Source organism: Marinagarivorans sp. (assembly GCF_982758155.1).
Genome location: NZ_CEXWTU010000062.1, coordinates 1 through 20,205, shown reverse-complemented (window position 1 = coordinate 20,205; position 20,205 = coordinate 1). Strand labels below are relative to the sequence as shown.

At 46.0% G+C, this 20,205-nt stretch carries 15 protein-coding genes; 3 read left to right on the top strand and 12 right to left on the bottom strand.

Features of this window, described 5'->3' with window-relative positions:
• From AC3A8L_RS09140 to hppD, 4 genes are all read right to left on the bottom strand, one after another.
• A partial coding sequence (locus AC3A8L_RS09140) for a hypothetical protein (protein WP_487961938.1) occupies window positions 1-1,802 on the bottom strand: 1,802 nt, incomplete at its 3' end.
• A 491-nt stretch (window positions 1,803-2,293) separates the two neighbouring features.
• Window positions 2,294-4,861 carry a glycoside hydrolase family 3 C-terminal domain-containing protein gene (locus AC3A8L_RS09135; RefSeq protein WP_487961937.1) on the bottom strand — a complete coding sequence of 856 codons (2,568 nt, stop codon included), beginning with the start codon at window positions 4,859-4,861 and terminating at the stop codon, window positions 2,294-2,296.
• A 294-nt stretch (window positions 4,862-5,155) separates the two neighbouring features.
• Window positions 5,156-6,235, bottom strand: coding sequence for an RNA polymerase sigma factor (locus tag AC3A8L_RS09130; RefSeq protein WP_487961936.1), 1,080 nt, complete (start codon window positions 6,233-6,235; stop codon window positions 5,156-5,158).
• A 133-nt stretch (window positions 6,236-6,368) separates the two neighbouring features.
• Window positions 6,369-7,406: a 4-hydroxyphenylpyruvate dioxygenase gene (gene hppD, locus AC3A8L_RS09125; protein WP_487961935.1), complete on the bottom strand. Its 1,038-nt coding sequence runs from the start codon at window positions 7,404-7,406 to the stop codon at window positions 6,369-6,371.
• Window positions 7,407-7,897: 491 nt separating this feature from the next.
• Here hppD and AC3A8L_RS09120 point away from each other — a divergent pair, with 491 nt between their 5' ends.
• Window positions 7,898-9,391: a cytochrome-c peroxidase gene (locus AC3A8L_RS09120; protein ID WP_487961934.1), complete on the top strand. Its 1,494-nt coding sequence runs from the start codon at window positions 7,898-7,900 to the stop codon at window positions 9,389-9,391.
• Between the two features lie 64 nt (window positions 9,392-9,455).
• The gene (locus AC3A8L_RS09115) at window positions 9,456-12,710 is read left to right on the top strand and encodes a non-ribosomal peptide synthetase family protein (protein ID WP_487961933.1); all 3,255 of its coding nucleotides are present in this window, start codon (window positions 9,456-9,458) and stop codon (window positions 12,708-12,710) included.
• Between the two features lie 38 nt (window positions 12,711-12,748).
• Here AC3A8L_RS09115 and AC3A8L_RS09110 read toward each other — a convergent pair whose 3' ends face one another.
• The 8 genes from AC3A8L_RS09110 to AC3A8L_RS09075 all read right to left on the bottom strand — a co-directional run bounded on the left by AC3A8L_RS09110 (window position 12,749) and on the right by AC3A8L_RS09075 (window position 18,038).
• Window positions 12,749-13,588: a 23S rRNA (adenine(2030)-N(6))-methyltransferase RlmJ gene (locus AC3A8L_RS09110; protein ID WP_487961932.1), complete on the bottom strand. Its 840-nt coding sequence runs from the start codon at window positions 13,586-13,588 to the stop codon at window positions 12,749-12,751.
• A 29-nt stretch (window positions 13,589-13,617) separates the two neighbouring features.
• A complete protein-coding gene (locus tag AC3A8L_RS09105; RefSeq protein ID WP_487961931.1) occupies window positions 13,618-14,007 on the bottom strand; it encodes a YacL family protein in 390 nt (129 codons plus the stop codon).
• Between the two features lie 62 nt (window positions 14,008-14,069).
• Window positions 14,070-14,228: a DUF2986 domain-containing protein gene (locus AC3A8L_RS09100; RefSeq protein WP_487961930.1), complete on the bottom strand. Its 159-nt coding sequence runs from the start codon at window positions 14,226-14,228 to the stop codon at window positions 14,070-14,072.
• A 24-nt stretch (window positions 14,229-14,252) separates the two neighbouring features.
• Entirely contained in the window at window positions 14,253-15,464 is a 1,212-nt protein-coding gene (locus AC3A8L_RS09095; protein WP_487961929.1) for an MFS transporter, read from the bottom strand.
• Window positions 15,465-15,487: 23 nt separating this feature from the next.
• On the bottom strand, window positions 15,488-15,739 hold the full coding sequence (locus tag AC3A8L_RS09090; protein WP_487961928.1) for a glutaredoxin family protein: 252 nt from the start codon (window positions 15,737-15,739) through the stop codon (window positions 15,488-15,490).
• A 24-nt stretch (window positions 15,740-15,763) separates the two neighbouring features.
• Window positions 15,764-16,633 (bottom strand): formyltetrahydrofolate deformylase, encoded by an 870-nt coding sequence (gene purU / locus AC3A8L_RS09085; RefSeq protein WP_487961927.1) that lies wholly within the window; start codon window positions 16,631-16,633, stop codon window positions 15,764-15,766.
• 429 nt (window positions 16,634-17,062) lie between these two features.
• Window positions 17,063-17,251 (bottom strand): hypothetical protein, encoded by a 189-nt coding sequence (locus AC3A8L_RS09080; protein WP_487961926.1) that lies wholly within the window; start codon window positions 17,249-17,251, stop codon window positions 17,063-17,065.
• Window positions 17,252-17,321: 70 nt separating this feature from the next.
• On the bottom strand, window positions 17,322-18,038 hold the full coding sequence (locus AC3A8L_RS09075) for a transposase (protein ID WP_487961925.1): 717 nt from the start codon (window positions 18,036-18,038) through the stop codon (window positions 17,322-17,324).
• Between the two features lie 250 nt (window positions 18,039-18,288).
• Here AC3A8L_RS09075 and AC3A8L_RS09070 point away from each other — a divergent pair, with 250 nt between their 5' ends.
• A complete protein-coding gene (locus AC3A8L_RS09070; RefSeq protein ID WP_487961924.1) occupies window positions 18,289-19,878 on the top strand; it encodes an ATP-binding protein in 1,590 nt (529 codons plus the stop codon).
• The last annotated feature ends 327 nt before the right edge of the window (window positions 19,879-20,205 follow it).

Here is a 20,205-nt window from a genome sequence, read left to right as displayed (position 1 = left end):
ACGAGAGCATTCCATATATCACCTTCGCGCTGCTGTGGAATCGTAACTGCATTGACGGCCGCAACGCCGAGGCGATCTTGGAGCTGCTGCAAATAGAGGCTACGCGGTTGCACCATGGCATTATGAGACTCGATCATGCCGCGCGGCTCTTCTGGCTGCCAAACGCCACTGACAAAATCGCCCTGAATACCAACAGTCCAGTTCATTGCTCCCACAGGGGCTTGAACAATGTATGTCGCGTGCGACGAATTCCAAAACATTTGTTGCGCCCCAGCCCAACCATGCCCAGAGCCAGAGCCTCGACGATTCTGAACGTTTAACGCACCGCCTTTTGTATTATCGTATAACGTTCCTGTAGACCAGCGATGATGCGGACCGGAATCATTAGCGACATTCGTTGCAAGACAGTCCAGAAATACATTGGGGCCCTGAACCCCCGAGCCCGATACAAATGTATGGCGGCCTTTGTTCGCGTAGCAACGCTGAAAAAGAATGCTATTACCGCCATTCAAATTAAACACATAGTGGTAGCCACCAGCCACGGTAAAATCGGGATCTAAATACGCTAAATCCTGAGCAGTTACAAAACGTACACCATCATTAAAGGTGAAGCCGTGAGAGAAATATCGCACCGTCACATCTCGAACCCAAGCGTTTTCGACCTCTCGCATTTGGATGGCGTAATATGCGCGATTTTCATCACTAGCATCATCAAAATTCAACGTTTCAATACGTAAATTTTCAACACCAACCTGCTGAAGACGCGCCGACGTATCAACACGGTAAACCTCTCCGCCACCGTACGCGGCTTCAATGGTATCCATAATAGGTATATCAATCGCAATGCGGTTACCGTCTACAGCTAAGATCGTGGCCTGCGAAGAAATCTTATAGCCCTCAATTGTCCAACCATGAATCGCGGTATTAACGCCCCCCTCACCCAACCACGCGGCGCTTGGCGTTCGAAGAATAGCAACCCTATCACCAACACTGTATCCCGTAGCTGACGCCAAAGTGATTGTCGTCGAACCTACAGGAAGGTAGGGATCTGCGATTCGAGTACGACTTTCGTTACTCGCAACACGCGGGTTGAGCCCCGAACCCGAGCCACGCGCATCTATCACAGTCGCACGAAATGTTGTCATAGTCGCACGTACAACTGTGCCGCTCTCACCCTGACCTTCACCACGCAAGACAACACCAGAATCAAGAATATTCAGCGTGCTACCTACACTGTAAGCGCCCGCAGAGAGTAATACCGCCCCCTTAATACCCCGATTGTCTGCAGCCAATACCGCCACACGATCAATTGCCGCTTGGATTTGTGCGGCATCATCACCACCGCTTGGGCTCAATGTTTCACGAACGGGAATGGACCCATGATCGGGTAACGCAACACCACCGCCCATGTAGCCTGCATGTGAAAAGTCAGGAACAATATGAACGCGGTTAGCTTGTCCTTGGTTCGCATACAAACCGTAACGTAATTTACCTGTTTGAGGATCAATTACCGCCAACGACGCTGACTCGCTAATATCAATAGGTCGTAAAAAAGCCTCTAGAGGCTCATTGGGCGAAGAGCTGGTAACACTTGAACTCGAAAAGTTACTATTTAGGGCGCTGCTGGAGCTTAAAAAGCTGTTGGAACTTAAAGAACTGCTGGAGCTTAAGGAGTTTAAAGAACTAATTAAGCTAGAAGAATTACTCGAGGACGAACTACTCGTCGGTGCGCCACCGCAGGCGGCGATAATGCACACTGAGAAGAATATAGCCGCATTTTTTAAGACACTCTTTTTGAGCATTCAGGTTCACCTGTATATTATTTTTATTCAATCAGAATATAAACAACACAATAAATCGGTTGCTTAATATTGCAGTGTGATTCGCAATCTAGTGCTGGTCATTACAGTAGTTGCGGCGAAAACCAGCATACACAAGATACACAGATTGAACCAAGAGAAATGAACACAAAGCACCCAACAAAAGCAAAAAATAACCCAACTGAGCGCAGTGCATGCGCACCGAGATACGCACAGCTCCGCAAAAGGGGCAACGCAATACCCCTGAATATTGAGAAGCCAGAGAATAGGCAACCTCTGCGCCAGAAATAACGCATGGAGAGTAGATTTGTCTATGTTTTAGTTTTGATAAATCGACCAAGTTTTTCACTAGAATAGAAACATTGGTCGATTCACGTCGGGGCGAGGAAACAGGCCTGTCGATCAACTATAAAGTGGCCCCATCAGTCCAGACAAATATTAAGCCCTCTTAAAATTCGCGACAGACTGAATATTTATTGCTCGAAAGAAAAGCTTTTTTCAAGCCGAATATCAGCGATAGAAGCCCCAATCATAACCTTGAACTCACCGGCCTCCGCTAGCCAATCATTCGACTTAACATCCCAGAATGATAAGTCACGCTGATTAAGCGTAAATGTAAGCGTCTTTGTTTTACCGGGCAACAAATACGCTTTATCAAAGCCCTTAAGCTCTTTTGCCGGCCGCGGCACGCTAGCCGTCGTATCACCCACATATAATTGCACGCTTTCACCACCCGCAACTTTACCGGTATTGGTCACATCAATGCTTACCGTCATTACATCGCCGGGCTTCAAAGTATTAGCAGACAAACGCAAATTGGAATATTTAAACTCGGAGTAGGACAAACCAAAACCAAAGGGAAACATTGGTTTAATATTTTTTTCTTCAAACCAGCGATACCCCATAAACACACCTTCGGGATAAAGACTTTCGGTGGAGTTATAATCATTAAGCGCAATCGCAGGCGTATCTTCAAGCTTGTACGGTAATGTTATAGGCAACTTACCACTCGGGTTAACCACCCCCAATAAAACATCGCTTAACGCATTACCCGCCTCCAATCCCCCATAACCGGTCCAAAGCAAGGCTTTCGCCTTTTCGACCCAAGGCATCTCCACTGCTGAACCTGCAATCATAACCACGACTGCATCCGGCTTTACCTTTAGCAATGTTTCGATCACAGCATCTTGGTCATTAGGTAGCTTCATGTCGGGGCGATCGATTGCCTCACGATCATCACCGTGACTTAAACCGCCAACGTAAATAACGGTATCAGCCTTTTTAGCTTCGGCTATGACTTCCTCCATTGAAGAAAAAACATTCCCTGGCGCATCCCAGCCCACCAAAAACTCTTGCTTGCCGTCATATAAAATATCAACGCGGTATATCTGACCTTTTTTCAAGCTTACACTATGGCGCACAATGGTTTTTGATGAGCCGGCATTAGAAAATACTACTTTACCGTCAATACGTAATTGCACCTTACCCAAAGCCGATATTTTAAAAACATGCTCGCCCGTAGTTTTAGGCCGAATATCCGCACTTAGGGTGATAAATTCTTTTTTATCACCCGTGATTTTATAGCTTGAATCGGGTGTAGTATCGAACGATAAACGCTCCGTGCGCGCAGCTGTTTTATAAAACTCAGTATTCCAAGCGGGGGTTCCCGTCCAGTGCCGCGTTTCTACAAAAATACCATCAATGGGTAATATCGCTGCCGCTTTACGCGTTCGCATAAAGGTAATTTTTGCGCTTTCGCCCAGCGCATTTTTTAAACCTTGCAGCGGTGTAATTTCATATAAAGCTTTTACCGTTGAAGAACCGCCGCCGGCACCATGGGGATGATCAACATTGGGCCCCAGAACCAATACATTTTTTATTTTAGCTTTGTTGAGAGGTAAAACATCGCCCTCGTTTTTAAGCAGGATAATGCCTTCTTGCGCTATTTTTTTCGAGGCTTGGTGATGCTCTTGAGTATTGCGCTGCCCAGACAAACGATTTTTATCCATCATGCCCATTGTTAACTGCACACGAAGCATACGACGCACCTTGTCGTCGAGCACTGACTCTGGAATTTTCCCATCGCGAATCATCTGTAAAAAAGGTTCAGCTAAAAAATACTGGCTGTACTCATCAACTGCTGTACCCATCTCTAAATCAAGGCCATTCATGGCTGCATCAAAGGTATTAATATCCACGTTCCAGTCAGTCATCAAAATACCTTTAAAGCCCCACTCGCCCTTCAAGATATCCACAACCAAATGACGATTTTGATTAGCGTTAGTCCCGCGAACACGGTTATATCCGCCCATTAAACTCAGCGCTCTGCCCTCCTTTACAGTCATTTCAAAAGCCGGTAAGTAAATTTCACGCAGCGTTCGTTCATCGGGCTTGGCGTCAACGCCTATGCGATTCAACTCCTGAGTATTCAAGGCATAATGCTTTACCGTTGCCGCCACATCATTTTGCTGAATTGCCTTTACTGCTTCGCTCGCTAGCTTGCCCGACAAATAAGGGTCTTCACCAAAATATTCAAAATTGCGACCATACAGCGGGAGCCGTGCTAAATTCACCCCCGGCCCCAAGATAAAATCCTTCCCGCGATGGCGTGCCTCACTGCCTAACACATTGCCGTGCAGCCTTGCCATTTCGCGATCCCAGCTTGCAGCAACCGTTGTGAGTGGTGGCAAATACGTTGAATAATCACTGGGCCAGCCTGCTGCATCCCAACTGTGTCGAGAGATCTCCTCCCTCACACCGTGCGGCCCATCAGATAACCAGGCTTCATGTATCCCTAAACGCTCTACCGCAGCCACCGAAAACTTACCATTGGCATGCACAAGAGAGCCCTTCTCCTCAAGTGTCATAAGTGATAATAAGCGTTCAACTTCAAGTTCAATCGCCTCAGGCGAGCGAGAATGCCCCGGAAAGGAATCGACGGACGACAGCGAGCCCGAAGAGACTGTTGGCGCAGAGCAAGAAGCGCAGCACATAAGCGCCAACATAAAAGGGATAAGGGTAGTAAAAGCAGGTTTCATCATTGCAGTAAGGCTATTATATTTTTTGTGAGGGAAGCACAATCACTCAGTGTGGCGATCGGCACAAATAAGGAATACAAAGATAGTACTCAACTATAAATATAGTCGAGACAGATCAATTCATCCTTAAAGAGCCCGCATTATACAAACCCCAGGCGCCAATAATGCCAACAGTCATCGCCTGCCTCACTAATACACTGTATTTTGGATACCAATATTGATCGTAGATATGGCCATACAACGAAATCGAGCAAGGCTTAAGGGACTCTTACATCAAAGCCCACCCGAGCGAACACACTAAAGAAACCGCCCAGCTTGATACAGCCCAACGAGCAAGCCCGCATACCCCGTAAACGCGCCACATAATAAGCCTGACCAACGCCAAAACGCATTAGCTTGGGAGGTTAAAGATGAAACAGCCCAAAAACAAAAGATATAGAAAATAAGCCCTGCGATAAATAACGTGTAAGCCAGCAACGGCCAAAACCAACCCAGCGTAAAGTAATAACCGCAGGCAACCGCAATAAGCATCACAGTACTCCATAAAAGCCCCAGAGATCGCAACCGTATTAATGTTGTACGCTGATCATTATTGGGTTCCTTATCAATAGCCGCTTTTGCCCCAAAATACTGCGCGCCCAGGCCAACAACAACGCCAATTGTCGCACCACCAACCATCGCCAAACACTTACCTGCCAGTGTTTTATGAGCAATAGTGGCTGAAATGGAAGCTGCCGCAGCCGGTGCAGCCGGGGTAATTGCCGATAAAATCACTGAAACTAAGCCTATCGGCGCTGTCGCTATAATTGCATCGCCATAACGGCTTAAAACCTCCACCTTTAGCTTTTCGCGCAATCGCTGAAGTCGCTTCCTGACTGCTTTCGGCGAAAGGTCCAGCAAAGCCGCTACTCGCTCGCAGTTTTGTTCCTCTCGGTAAAAAAGCAAGACAATGTCTCGGTTTTCTGGCTCAAGCTCATCCAGCAACTCATTTATAATTGCGGACTGCTGGCAACGGAAAAGCGACGCCGAAGCATGCTCACACGGGTCAACTGCACGCGCAATATGTGCCTGCCCCTCATCACCTTTTAGCACTCGACTTCGATCAGCACCGCGCAATGTATTCAAAGCAAATCGCCGCGTAATTTGACGCAACCAAGGTAAAAAGCTCGATGGATTCTTCAATTGATGGAGTTCTTGCCAAACTTTAATGAATACTTGCTGCGTAACATCATTAGCTGCATCAACATCACGAGTAATCGCTAGCGCGATGCAGTTCACTACTTGATGCGCAGCTTTTACAAGACGCTCGAATGCACGCTCGCAGCCATTTTGGGCAAGTAGTACATCATCGGTATTGAACAGTAATACAGGGGGCATGATAAGTCCTCATAGCCTTTGAAATGAAATCTATGCACTGCATAGCCTTACAACAAAGACACAACAACAGCCCCAAGTGTGACATTTTTTATTGTACGAAAGTCTATTGGCAGCCAAGAAGCAGCGAGTGCTTCTAAGCCAATACGCCCCGGCGCTCTTGATCTAGCTCAATCGATTCAAACAAGGCCTGAAAATTACCTTCACCAAAACCCTTATTACCCTTACGCTGAATAAACTCGAAGAAAATAGGCCCAATGCTGTTTTGCGTGAAAATTTGTAACAAGAATCCTCCGCCTTGCTCCTCTCCACCATCAACCAATATATTGCGCTTTTGCAATTCGGCCACAGGCTCACCGTGCCCAGGCAAACGCTTATCAACACCCTCATAATAAGTACCCGGTGTATTTTGAAAAGGTATTCCCGCAGTACTTAATGCATCAACCGTTTGATAGATATTACTGCTCGTTAAAGCGATATGCTGAATACCTTCACCATTGTATTCACGAATAAACTCTGCAATTTGCGATTGATCATCTTTCGTTTCATTGAGCGGAATAATCACACGGCCGCAAGGGCTAGCGACAACTTCACTGTATAAGCCCGTCTTTTTGCCGTGTATATGAAAAGACCGTATACGCTCAAAGCCAAAGATGCGTTCATAGAAGTCGGCTAAGCGATCCACCCCACCCTGCTGTAAATTGTGCGTCAAATGATCTATTCGCCCTAAACGTGTTTGCTCATTTTGAGCAACTTGCCTCCGGTAGCCAAACTCAGCAAATAAAGCTTTCTCGTGAGCATCATCTACCAAATAAATTAAAGACTGCCCAACCCCTTTGATTGCAGGGATATCATAATCCCGCAGCGTAGCGGGTGTTGCACCTAAGGCTACCGCCTGCTTGAACGCGGCCTCCGAATCGGCCACTTTAAAGCCCATAGCACTGGCACCGCGAATATGTACCCCCCGAAAAACTTCAGCATTACCGCCCGCATCCGGATTAGAAATAAAATGGATATTCCCCTGATAATGTAATGTTTTTTTATCCGACTGATGCTGGGCGTTATGAGTAAACCCCAGTTGATGAAATAAGCTCGTCAGCAGATGGGGCTGGTTGCCAGAAAACTCAATAAAGGCAACGTCGGTAACTTTTACATAGGGCACTAAATCATTCATGAAAGTATCTCTCCAAATAAGGGCCAAAGAAACTATTTATGCCCAATTTACAGCTCAGCAGCTGAGTAAACAAACACGTTAATAGCCTTCTAATGGGTAAAAATTTTACAGCTACGCGGTAGCCAAAATCATCCATACCACGAACAAAGCAAACTTCCCGCCAACTCTTCACGCAAAACATCATCAAGAAACAATTAGCCTGAAAACCCTTGATTCAAAAAGGGATCAGAGCACTCTAATCGCAAGTTAATAACTTTTTTCAATCCAACACAAAAGGGATGCGCTGCTCAAAAAACAAACAACCAGACCAATGGAAAGGATCTCGACAGGGTCAAGAGGGAGTTTACGCGCCATGTCACTGGCTGCCAAAGGCCTAAAAAAACCATAATCAACCCGCCCTTCTGCCGCCGCCCCAAATTGATAAGTCGCCAAAAAAATCATTATGGCGCGCTCATTGCTTATAAAGGCAGACATAATAAAAGGGTATAAAAATGAAATACTATAAAAAAGCACTTAGGGTTGCGACTCCTCTCGCTATTGTATTCGCCGGTTATTGCCAAACGCTCAATGCGCAGGAGAATTCGCCTGAATTAACCCCCATGCAAACACTGGGGAAAGCTATTTTTTTCAATGACCAACTATCGAAGCCTGTCGGCCAATCCTGCGCAAGCTGCCACTCTGCCGAGTTTGGTTTTACGGCTGAAGACCCATTCGTCAATATTGGCGGAGCAGTAGTGCATGGTGCGAAACACAAACGCGCGGGGAACCGCAAACCGCCAACTAATGCCTATGTGACCTTTGCAGAGAATTTTATTGTCTCAGAAGGGCGTAATGGGCCTACGCCCTCAGGTGGTACTTTTTGGGACGGCAGAGCAACAGGAGAAACTATTACAGCGGATATTTTCCCGGCGGATTGGTCAGCCGATAAAGTCTTAACCATGAGCCAGCTATTGGGCCCCGCCGCAGATCAAGCAATGGGACCGTTCCTTAACGATGTTGAGCAAAATTTACCTTCATCAAAAAAACTCTGTAAGCGCGTCAAACAGAGCCATGCAAAACTTTGGCAGCAAGCTTGGGGAGAGAAATTAAAGTGCAATGATAACGTTGATACCGACTTCGTTCATCAGCGCATAGGCTTTGCCATAGCCACCTGGGAAGCCTCTAGTGAAGTGAACTCTTTTAGCTCTAAGTTTGATACAGCCATTGCCGAAGAGATCACCAACAATGGCGCCGTAGAATTACCACTCGACGGCTTAACCGAACAAGAAAATCTAGGCCACTCGCTATTCTTCAGTAACAATATCGGCTGTGCTCGATTCTGCCATGCAGGCTCCACCGCATCAGACGGAACATCGCTCAAGGAGCTATTCACTAAACCTCAAGCTGGCTACTTTAATATTGGCGCCCCAGCAAACCCCGAAAACCCGTGGTATGCGATGGACAAGGTTAAGGATGACAACGGAAATACACTGAACCCTTTAGGGGAAGCTTGGGTAGACCTTGGAATTGCAGCGCGAGATGAAGATGGTATTGAAGGTTCTGACTTCCCTGGCCACGAAGGGAAATTTAAAGTCCCAACATTACGCAATGTTGCTAAACGCCCCTACCCTGGAGCGCCCAAAGCCTTTGCACACAACGGCTACTTTAAATCGTTAAAGGATATTGTTCATTTCTACAATACTCGCGACCTTAAGCCGGCCTGCTTGGACGAAAGTGGCCAACCGCAACGCTTTGTAACAAATAGCGTAGCCATTGAACGAGGCTGCTGGCCACTACCGGAAGTTATCGCGAGCAACATTTTTGCTTGTGATGACGAAGAAGCTTGTAAAGTGAGTATTCCTACAGGGCAAACCATCGAGAACTATTGCGATGATGTGGAAAACCCAAGAAGCATTGGTAACCTATGCTTATCTGAAGAAGAAGAGGATGCTATTGTTGCGTTTTTAGAAACACTCGCTGACACCAGCGTAGTAACGATACCTTAATACAAAAACAGGCTGATCTAACTCATTATGCGGTGAGTTAGATCAACAATTAGAGGACCATGCAATGGTTAATGCCGTCAAGGTAAACAATTTCGAGGCTATTGCTGTCGCAACCTCAATTCTAGAGCCTGTAATAAACTATCCTGTAACACTCAAGAATCCCCACTTAAAACCTGAATCACACTTAGAACTCAACAGCAAGCTTCCAGAACTCGCTGCAAAAAATAACTTTTCTGCAAGCGACTTACTCGAAAGCGCTTTATGCACTGTAATTTATCGGCATACCGGCCAAAGTGTTTTCACGTACACCCGCCTCTTTGGCGCCACGAGCATTAGCAATATCCGCGTTAATATGGAAAGCGCTCCTACGCTAACAAGGCTTGCAGAAGAACTAAAACAACTTATTGCCCCCCAGCCAGATACCCATGCAATTAGCAAAGTAGCGAACACTGCATTTATCAGGGTCGACAATGACAAAGCCAGCCTCCCCCTAGAAGATATTTATCAACGACTCTCCGATTCAGAGTGTGCCATAGCACTCATCATCAGCGAAACCAAAATCGCCCCCCATACTGTTACGGCACGCTGGTGGCTACGCCATAACGACACTAAAACGATTGCCATTCAATCCTCTTTATCGACTTGTTTATATCGAGTACTCGAGCAGCTTTCCCAAAAAACAGATATTACCGTCGATGAAATAAATATACTCGATCGCTCCGAGATTCAAAAAATCAATAATGTACTAACCGGTGCGCATAGAGATAGCTCCAACATCCCTGTACATGAAACCATTTTAAACTTTTCGAAAACAACGCCCAACAATATAGCGGTAAAATTCAACAATACATCACTTACCTACCGAGAACTTGGCGAAAAAACACTACTAATAAGACGTTTTTTATCAGAAAAAAACATTGGCATCGGTGATTGTATTGCCACCGCTCTAGCCCCCAGCTTGGACGTCATCCCTTTTATTTTAGGCATTTATTCCTCAGGTGCAGTTTATGTCCCTCTAGATATCAGCTTCCCTAAAAAACGTATTGCAGATATTTTTAATGAAATAGAGCCCGCACTGATTATCACCGATGAATCATCGCTTCAACTCTTTAGCGATTATACAATTCAAGCGGTCACCATAACCGAAGCATTAAGATCTCAAGTAACCGCCGAACATACACCTTCCTGCATCCCATTAGAGGCCGCATCTCACATATTCTTTACCTCAGGCACTACCGGCAAGCCTAAGGGTGTTGTTTCTCGCCACAGTAACTTAAACCACTACATTCACTCCGCCATAAACCGCTATGGTTTCAGCAATAATGATATTTTACTTTCCGCAGCAAAATATACATTTAGCATTAGCCTGTTTGAATTACTCGTACCTCTTGCTGCGGGCGGCTGCACTCAAATCACTAGCAGGGAAGATGTTCTAGATTTACGAAAATTAACCCAAGCGGTAACAAATGTAACCGCATTTCATTTTGGCCCCAGCCTTCTAAAAAAACTTCTCCCCTATATTATAGAAACACACCCCGATTTAACGCCATTTACATCACTGCGCCATGTTTCATCCGGTGGAGACATGGTCCCAGTACAAGTATTACAAGGCCTTAAGCAGGTCTTTCGTCATGCAGAAATTTTTATCATTTATGGTAGTAGTGAAGTGAGTTGCATGGCATGCACTTACGAGGTTACCCAAGCTGCAAATGAAATTACTGAATCACGCGTTGGTAGCCCGCACCAAAACACCAAAATCGAAATACTCAACGATGCCTTGCAAGCGGTTCCTAGGGGGATAATCGGCAACATTTTCATCGCTGGCGCAGGTGTCACCCAGGGTTACCTGAACCAATCCGTTTTGACAAAGAAAAGCTTTATCTCTATTGATAACGAGCGCTTTTATTCAATGGGTGATTTAGGGCGGCTAGATGAAAAAGGCAACATAGAACTAATTGGACGTAAAGATTTTCAGGTGCAAATACGCGGAATGCGTATTGAATTACAAGAAATTGAGGCATCCTTAAAAACAATAGAAGGCATTACTGACTGTGTTGTTGTAGCCCGAGAAAAAGGCCCAAGTAAAACCGAAAGTTATGATAACGACGTACAGTTAATCGCCTACCTTGTTTTTAACAATAAAGTAAAAGGCGCAAGCGAGTCAATATTCAAAACGCTCAGATCAGATCTCCCAAGCTATATGGTCCCTTCTCTATTGGTAGAACTAGAACAGTTGCCGCTTAATCATAACGGCAAGCTAGATAGAAGCCAGCTACCTGCACCTTCCCAAAAAAATACGCTGGTATCCGGCGAAGCCGAGAGCCCCTCAAATGCAACCGAAGAATTATTGGCGCAGCTATTACAAAGGCTACTCGACTTACCAAGCATAGGGGTAAACCACAACTTCTTTGAACTAGGTGGTGACTCACTAGCGGCTGTAAAGTACATCTATGCTATTGAAAAAGAATTCAACAAAACAGTTCCAATCACCTACCTGCTTAAACACCCATCCATTAAAGAGATGGCCTCACTCATAACCAATGATGACAAGATAAAAACAGAAGGCGATGTCGTTATCTTAAAACAAGGAAACCCTCAACGGGAGCCCTTATTCTGCCTTTACGGAATATTCCTCTACAAAGATCTTGCTGATGAACTGAATAGCGATAGAACGGTGTGCGGTGTTTACCTTGAGCAGGAAATATTACTCATGAAGGAAGGCGCGAACACCTCCGAGCTGCAGAGTTTCCTTAATGTTAATACCATGGCAGAATTATATTTAAAGGTAATTAAAGCTCACCAACCTAATGGGCCTTACTTCCTTTGCGGTGAATCTTTTGGTGGAATTATCGCTCTCGAAGTGGCCCGCCAACTCAAGAGCAACAATGAAGTCGTTACATTTGTGGGCTTACTGGATACATCGGGACCGGGATTTTTAGCAACACTGACGTCAAGCCAAAAATTATGGATACACGCTAAGCTGCTATTTTCAAAAGGCCTCCCCTATGCAAAGCAGTTACTTAGCCGTAAGGCAGGCTCATTAAAAAGGAAAGAAACCCAGCAAGACACAAATAACTATCGAGCTGATGCTAGGCAAATAGCCTCAAAAAACTATTCCCCAAGCCCCTATAATTCACCAGTTGTTTTATACAGGGCACAAGATCGCTCCCCGTTCGAGCCGTCGACGAAAGATCTTGGCTGGAAAAAATATATCCAGCACTTAACGACCCATTCAGTGAGCGGAGGACACCTCAGTATGTTGAAAAAGGGGTGCGTGCACGACTTAGCAAGAAAAATTGAGCCCTACCTAAAACAATAAATGACTAAAATGTGTAAACCACAGTCACTTACCGGTGGCTATTCGCTGGTAAGTGCCTCACTGACATAACTAGCGCTATTATCTTTTGCCAAAACTTTACTCAGCCAAGGCATTACAGACTCTACATCCTTTGCCAGTGTCCACGGCGCATTCACCACAATCATACCCGACGCGTACATACCGCCACCTTCAGCACTTTGCGTTTGGATCTCAAAGCGTTGCGTATTTTTAAGGCCTGCTTTTTTGAAGCGCGACACCAACCGGTGCACCCGCGCGGCATCTACCACGGGATACCACAACGCATAAACTCCCGTCGAAAAACGTTTATGCAGTTCCAAAATATGATCGACAACGCCATCATAGTCAGCTTTAATTTCGTAGGAAGGATCAATGACAATCAATCCGCGCCGCTCCATAGGCGGAAGCATTCCTATACTTTTTTGAAAACCATCTTCGCGATACACTTTCACACGCCGGTCTTGCGCCATTACCGCTGCCAAAGTCGGGTAATCTTGTGGGTGCAATTCACACAACGCAAGGCGGTCGATTACTCGCAAAATATCAGCCGCAAACCAAGGTGAGCCAGGGTAAACATCGCTTCCGTTAGCCCGCCGGCAGCGCTCAACACAACTTAAATAATTACCTATCGAATCAGGTGCCTGCGGTGCCGACAACACACGCTCAATACCCTCTTTATATTCCGCTGTTTTGTTCGCAATCTCATCATTTGTACGATAAATACCGGCGCCCGCATGGGTATCCATGTAGAAACAAGGCTTATCTTTTTGAACCAGGTAGCTCAAGATTCTTTCAATGACGAAATGCTTCAATACATCCGCACTATTTCCCGCATGAAAGGCGTGGCGATAACTCAACATTAGATTGCCTCAATACGTAAATTTAAACTTTAGGTCTGCAGAAATAACCGCCAAGCCAGCAATGCGGCTTTAAAATCGGTCAAACCGCATTCGGCATGAAGCTCTTCGTCATAAAAGTCTGTTGTAGCACCGGAAGGAATTTCTTGAGGCTCGCCATACAAATCAGCCATCTCTACGGCCAAGCTATTCGCATTAACCACCACTTCATCACGGTTCAGCTGCAAAGAAAATGTACGACCATTATCGGCGTGTTCAAATAAGGTTTTAGCTTCGAGTTGAGTAATTATGCCCAACAGCATCTCAATACGCTGCGGGTTCGAGCCAAGCTCATCAGTAAACCAACAACCAAAAGCGACATGACCAGAAGAGAAAACGGCGAGTGGATGATCTTTCTCATCTGAAGTAAATTCGTATTCCATAAAACCAACACACAATAATGGGTACGCATTGTAGCCTATTGCCTAAACCGTATGGAGCAGAATCACTCGCCGTCAGTCGGCAAAGTAACCGCTTCGCCTACCACAGCCTCCTCGCGATCCGCTTTAGCGATATAAACCGACTTCGACTTTGGGTTAAGCTTCGTCATCTTTTGCTTCGCTCTTTTTTTTAATATTTGATTCACTTTCTTACGTCGATTCATCTCAACTCTCTTTTAGGCAGATTTCTAGACCGCAACTTGCTTCACTGCCCACAGTTCTCGGCTAAACAAAAATAGGACGAACACCAACACATTGGCCGCCACCAAAACATACAAGGCTTGATGCATACCCATAAAGTGAAGCAAAAGACCGCAAGCCACAGAGCCCAAAGGAGCACAGCCTAGTAATACCATTTGATAAAGTGCCGCAGCACGCCCTCGGGTATCATCTGTCGCTACCGAATGCAAAAGCACTCGGCTCATAGAAGCGGAATATCCGGCAACAGCGCCCCAGAGGAAAATCAAACCATAACTGCCCATCAATGTGGGCTCGCGGGTAATGGCATAAGCGATACCCGCGCTATACAACAAACAAAATAAGACTGATGGACCAGGATATTGCTGGGGCTTTCGGTAAGCATTCGCCACATAAACACAAATGGCTCCACCACTAAAAGCTGCCTGCATCCAAGCATATTGTGCACTGCTAAAATCCCAATGCGAAAAACCCAACACAGGAAATAGCACTACCGCAAAACCCATCTGCATAAAGCCATTAAAGCCGCATAAAACAACCAATTGAGAAAGCACCCGACTTCCCCGAACCATCGCAAGACCCTGAGCGTAAATGGCCGAGATAGATTGTTTTTTTACTGTAGACGTATGATTTGGGCCATGATCAAGAAAACTGACATGAGCAGGGATAAGCCCCCAATATACAGCCGCCAATGCGGACAATAAAAACTGGACGATCAAAACACCCGTCACGCCTATCTCATCCAAAAAGCCGGCAAACAGTGTACCTAGCGCAATACCTGCAAACTGAAAGGCACTACTCAAAGACAGTGCGCGCTGCAATCGATTGGGCAATAGCTGCACAGAGGCTTTATCTTTGGCCGGGAGAAAAAGCGCAGAGCTAATCCCCAGCAGCAACGCGTAAGCTACTAAAACAACGATATTTAATGATGTTATATGAAGCGCCGCCACCATTAAAATATGACTAACGCTTAAGCCCGCACAGCCTATTTTCGCAAGCTGAGTAGGCTCATAGCGGTCGGCCAAGCGGCCCGTTAATGGCAGCAACCCCACCTGAGGCAACAGCATAGCCGTCATTAACAGCCCCATCCCGATAGGCGAAAGTTCTAAAGCAGATAACGCCAGCCACGCTATAAGCACTACCTGCATGCCATTACTGAGGTAAATTAAGCCAACGGCAGGATACAGCGCATTCTTTAACACCTATTTCTCCAGTTTATTTTTATTTAGCAAGGGAGTGGATCCAACCAATCAGATAACACTTCAAGATCAAAAGGCCAATCCAGCATTTGCTGCGCATTTTTATTTTCGAGTACAGGAATACGCTCGCCAAATTGAGCCACACTACCGGCGCTTTCAGCAATATCGATAGACTCTAATTCGATATCAAAGGATTGCTTGAGCTGCTCAACTATTGCCTCAGCCTGCTCACATAAGTGACAGCCAAGAGTCCCGTATAATCGCCACTGATGCACCACGCCTTAAATCCTTTTAGCAGACAACTAACTATCAAAAACAACCGTTTTGTGACCATTCAATAAAACCCGCCGCTCGGCATGCCAACGAACCGCACGCCCCAATACAACAGCTTCAATATCCCGCCCTATTTCCACCAATTTATCGGGCGTTTGAGCATGCGATACACGCTCCACGGCCTGCTCAATGATCGGGCCTTCGTCCAAGTCTGCAGTCACATAATGTGCCGTTGCACCAATTAACTTTACACCACGCTCATACGCTTGATGATAGGGCTTTGCACCTTTAAAGCCGGGTAGAAATGAATGATGGATGTTAATCGCACGACCATTCAACTCGCTGCACAAGTGATTAGAGAGAATTTGCATATAACGGGCAAGAATCAATAATTCGCTACCCGAGCGTTCAAACAGTGCCAGTATTTCAGCTTCTTGCTCAGCCTTAGTCTCGACGGTTACCGGCAAGTAGTGAAAAGGAACGCCATACCACTCGCAAAGCGGCTTCATGGTTTCATGGTTAGACACAACGCCGGTAATCTCTACCGGTAAAGAGCCTTGTTTTTGGCTATTGAGCAAATGGTTCAAGCAATGCCCCCATTGACTCACAGCAATGAGCACTTTAGGTTTAGCCGCGCCATCATCCAGCGACCAATCCATACCATAGCGTTCTGCTACGGCATGGAATGCGCCTTTGACCGCAGAGATAGATTTAGGCCCCTCGACCGATTCCAGCACTGTACGCATGAAAAAACGAGAGGTATGGACATCTTCAAACTGGGAAGACTCTCGAATATTGAAGCCTTGTAACGAAAACAAACTGGCCACTGCCGCAACAATACCCGGCTGATCGGCACAGCTTAGCTTTAAAATCATCGAGCTAGACATTGAACTAGACATGCTTTCATCTCAAAAAATTGGCTATTTTACGGGATAAGCACAGGTCTCGTCTAACGGCATATTCAGTCTCACACTGATTGACATCTTGGCACGGGTTAACCTAGCCAGCCTTAGTTGTGGATGGAGCGGCTCCACACCGAAAACACTCAAGCGTAATACTGGCTTAAGGCCAGCATATAACCTGCCCCGCAAGAATTAAGCAGCAATCGATTAATCAATATGTGGCAAGCCTGTCAAACAGAATAAACAGGGACACTCCCCCTAAAAAACAGCTGATACAGCCTAACGAAGTGATACCAATAAGCTCTAAAGCACTCGTAATTACGGCCTTATACTTCCGGTTATCAGCACGGGTTAACTATTGTGTTAAGGCATATATACGCGTAGGTAGAATTGAATCGATAGAGCAGTAAACTTAAAGGTCGATCTTTAGCCTAAGAGCAATTTACAGCGTTGCCGGTTGGGTGTGCGCTTATAACCTAGCTGTAGGGCGGCGCTTTCTATGTGAGCCTCGGCTCCTAGAAAAGTATTGGTATTTTTCTCGAAGACGGTGGTTAGCGCTATCCAACTTTGAGGGTCGATACCTATCCGATCCAAAATGGGCGGAAGATTATCCACAAATAGCACCCCGTTTATCATCACGAATCGCCTGCCCGTCCAATCCACTAGCTCGATATAATCCATTAAATTAAACGGTAAGCCTTGTGGCATTGACTCTCTGGGATTGCCTACAAAACAGGTCAAATTCAGGGGGGGGCTCGTTGCATTTAGCGGCTTTAATACGCATTTTAATCCACGCATGATCACTGGTTTCGGTGCTTTCGGCCATCTTAGTGTGCACAGGGTTAAGGTCGACATACGCCATGCAAGCCACTAATCCCGCCTCATCGCACAGCGCTTGCGATTTAAAGCGCCCCTCCCAGAAGCGACCGGTGCACTTATCCTCGGCATTGACCATTCTGGCAATAGGCTCGTTAAGCGCTTTCATAAATTTACTGATCTCAAATAAATTCAACCGCCATTGATTCAGCAATACTTTTACCGCCACCCGCTCGGCTTTATTCATGGGGTCTTCACGCGCATATTTTTGCGTTAATACCGTGCCTTTATATAAACGATGCCAACGCTCACAAACCTCTAAATCACTTAAACCATGGACGTTAGCGGCGTTAATGTGCAGTACGGTATGGACGTGATTACTCATCACTGCATAGGCACACACATCAATGGCAAAAACCTCCGCCAAAAGCATCAAGCGGTCTTCAACCCACTGGCGGCGGTGCTCGCAGTTGGTACCGGTATGCCTATCATAACCACAGAGGAATGCCTTTCTAACACAACGAGCTGTGCAGTGATAATAAGCTGTAGTATCCAGTGAGATTTGCAGGCTTCTTGCTTTAGTCAAAATGACCACCTTATCACTTTCGATTAAATCATTAGCTTAAGCGTAGAAGGCGGTTAATTATTATGCAGTTTTTTGAGCGAGCGCCCCTGTAAATGCTCTGAGGCCCCGATATGCGCCCCTTTAAAAAGCCATGACTCAACCGGGTAGCTAATCGGTATCAATTGACGACAATGAGTTTTCGCCGTATTAGATGTTTTTCTCGTATCCCGCTTCTAGTGTCCCGCCCCCATCTCCGGCCTACCCCTATGCTATGATTACCCCTCAATCAATAGCTGAAGAACCTTTTGCCTCCATGAAGAAAAAACTGCCCATTGGCCTGCAAAGTTTTGCCAAACTGCGTAACGAAAACTGCTATTACGTGGATAAAACCCCGTACATGCACCAGCTGATTGAGCAAGGTAGCTACTACTTTTTAAGCCGCCCACGTCGTTTTGGTAAAAGCTTATTTTTAGACACCCTGCAGCAGCTGTTTGAAGGTAAACGCGACTTATTTAGAGACCTATTTATAGAAGATAAGTGGAACTGGGAAGTCACCCACCCCGTGGTGCGGTTTGGTTTTGGTGATGGCGTAGTACAAGGGCGCGCCGCCTTAGATGACCGCATTACCCAGCAGCTCAGTGACAACCGTGAACGCTTAGGCCTACCCGCTAACAGAGCTTTAGATATTCCAGGTAACTTCCGCAGCCTACTCATGGCTGCCCACAAAAAATACGGCCAAAATGTGGTGTTGTTAATCGACGAATACGACAAGCCCATTCTCGATAACATCACCAACACCGAGGTAGCCGCTGCCAACCGCGAGGGTTTAAAAAACTTATACAGCGTTATTAAAGACGCCGACCCGTTTTTAAAATTTGTATTATTAACCGGCGTGAGTAAATTCAGCAAGGTGAGCTTGTTTAGTGGCTTGAATAATTTAACCGACATTACCTTAAGCCCCAGCTATTCGGCCATCTGTGGTTATACCGATGACGATATTGACAGTATCTTTAGCCCGGAATTAGAAGGGCTGGATAGGCAGCAAATTAAAGACTGGTACAACGGTTACAATTGGGGCGGCACTAGTGTGTACAACCCATTTGATGTTTTATTATTACTGCGTGAAAAACAATTCAAACCCTATTGGTTTGAAAGCGCAACGCCTACTTTCCTCATCAAGTTATTGGGTGAGCGCCAAGTTAATACCCTAGACCTCGCCGCCATGCATTCGGACCAAGATTTATTAGGTTATTTTGAGGTAGATGATATAGCTACCGAAGCGCTTTTATTCCAAACAGGCTATTTAACGATTGGGGCTGTTAACGAACCCCTACCCGGCATTTGGGAATATACCCTGACATACCCCAATGTGGAGGTAGAAGTTAGCCTAAACAAAGCGCTATTACCCACGCAAGGCTTTAGCATTAGCGCCGTTACCAAAACCCGCAGCACTTTATTAAAAGCCCTAAAAACCTGCAATTTTGAATTGCTGGCACAACACCTAAAAACACTGTACGCCAGCATTCCCCATGACTGGTACAGGAACAACAACATTCAAAACTACGAAGGTCATTATGCCTCTGTTTTTTATAGCCACTTTGCCGCGCTGGGCTTACATGTGACCGTGGAAGAAGCAAGCGTGAATGGCAAAGTTGATATGGCTATTCAATTTAATAACACTACGTTTATTTTTGAGTTTAAAGTGGTTCCCGATGCACCTTTGGGCAATGCCCTAACGCAAATTAAGGCGAATAATTATGCGCAAAAGTATGTGCGTGAAGGCTGGATAACTTATGGGGTTGGGGTGGAGTTTAGTAAGGTGCAGCAGCAGGTGGTTGCGCTGGAAGCGCAGGAGCTGTGAAATTGTATTCGGGATTCGGGGCGATTGTTTCTGGGTGGCGCATGATAGCAAGGGGCTTGCTTCACGCTTGCTAAATCGGACGAACCGTTTACCGCCCGCACCGCATGCTTTGCTCGAAAGCTAGGCGCGGAGCACAAATCAATGACTCTGCCCCCATTGATCATGGATCACCTGCCGCCACTCAGCGCCAATATCATACAAAAATGCTATAGTGACTGACACACTGTAACAGGTAGCAGTCATGCCCCACTCCACACAAAAACGCAAACTGCCCATCGGCATACAAAGCCTTAGCGAGATTGTGAATGGCGGGTATTACTATGTCGA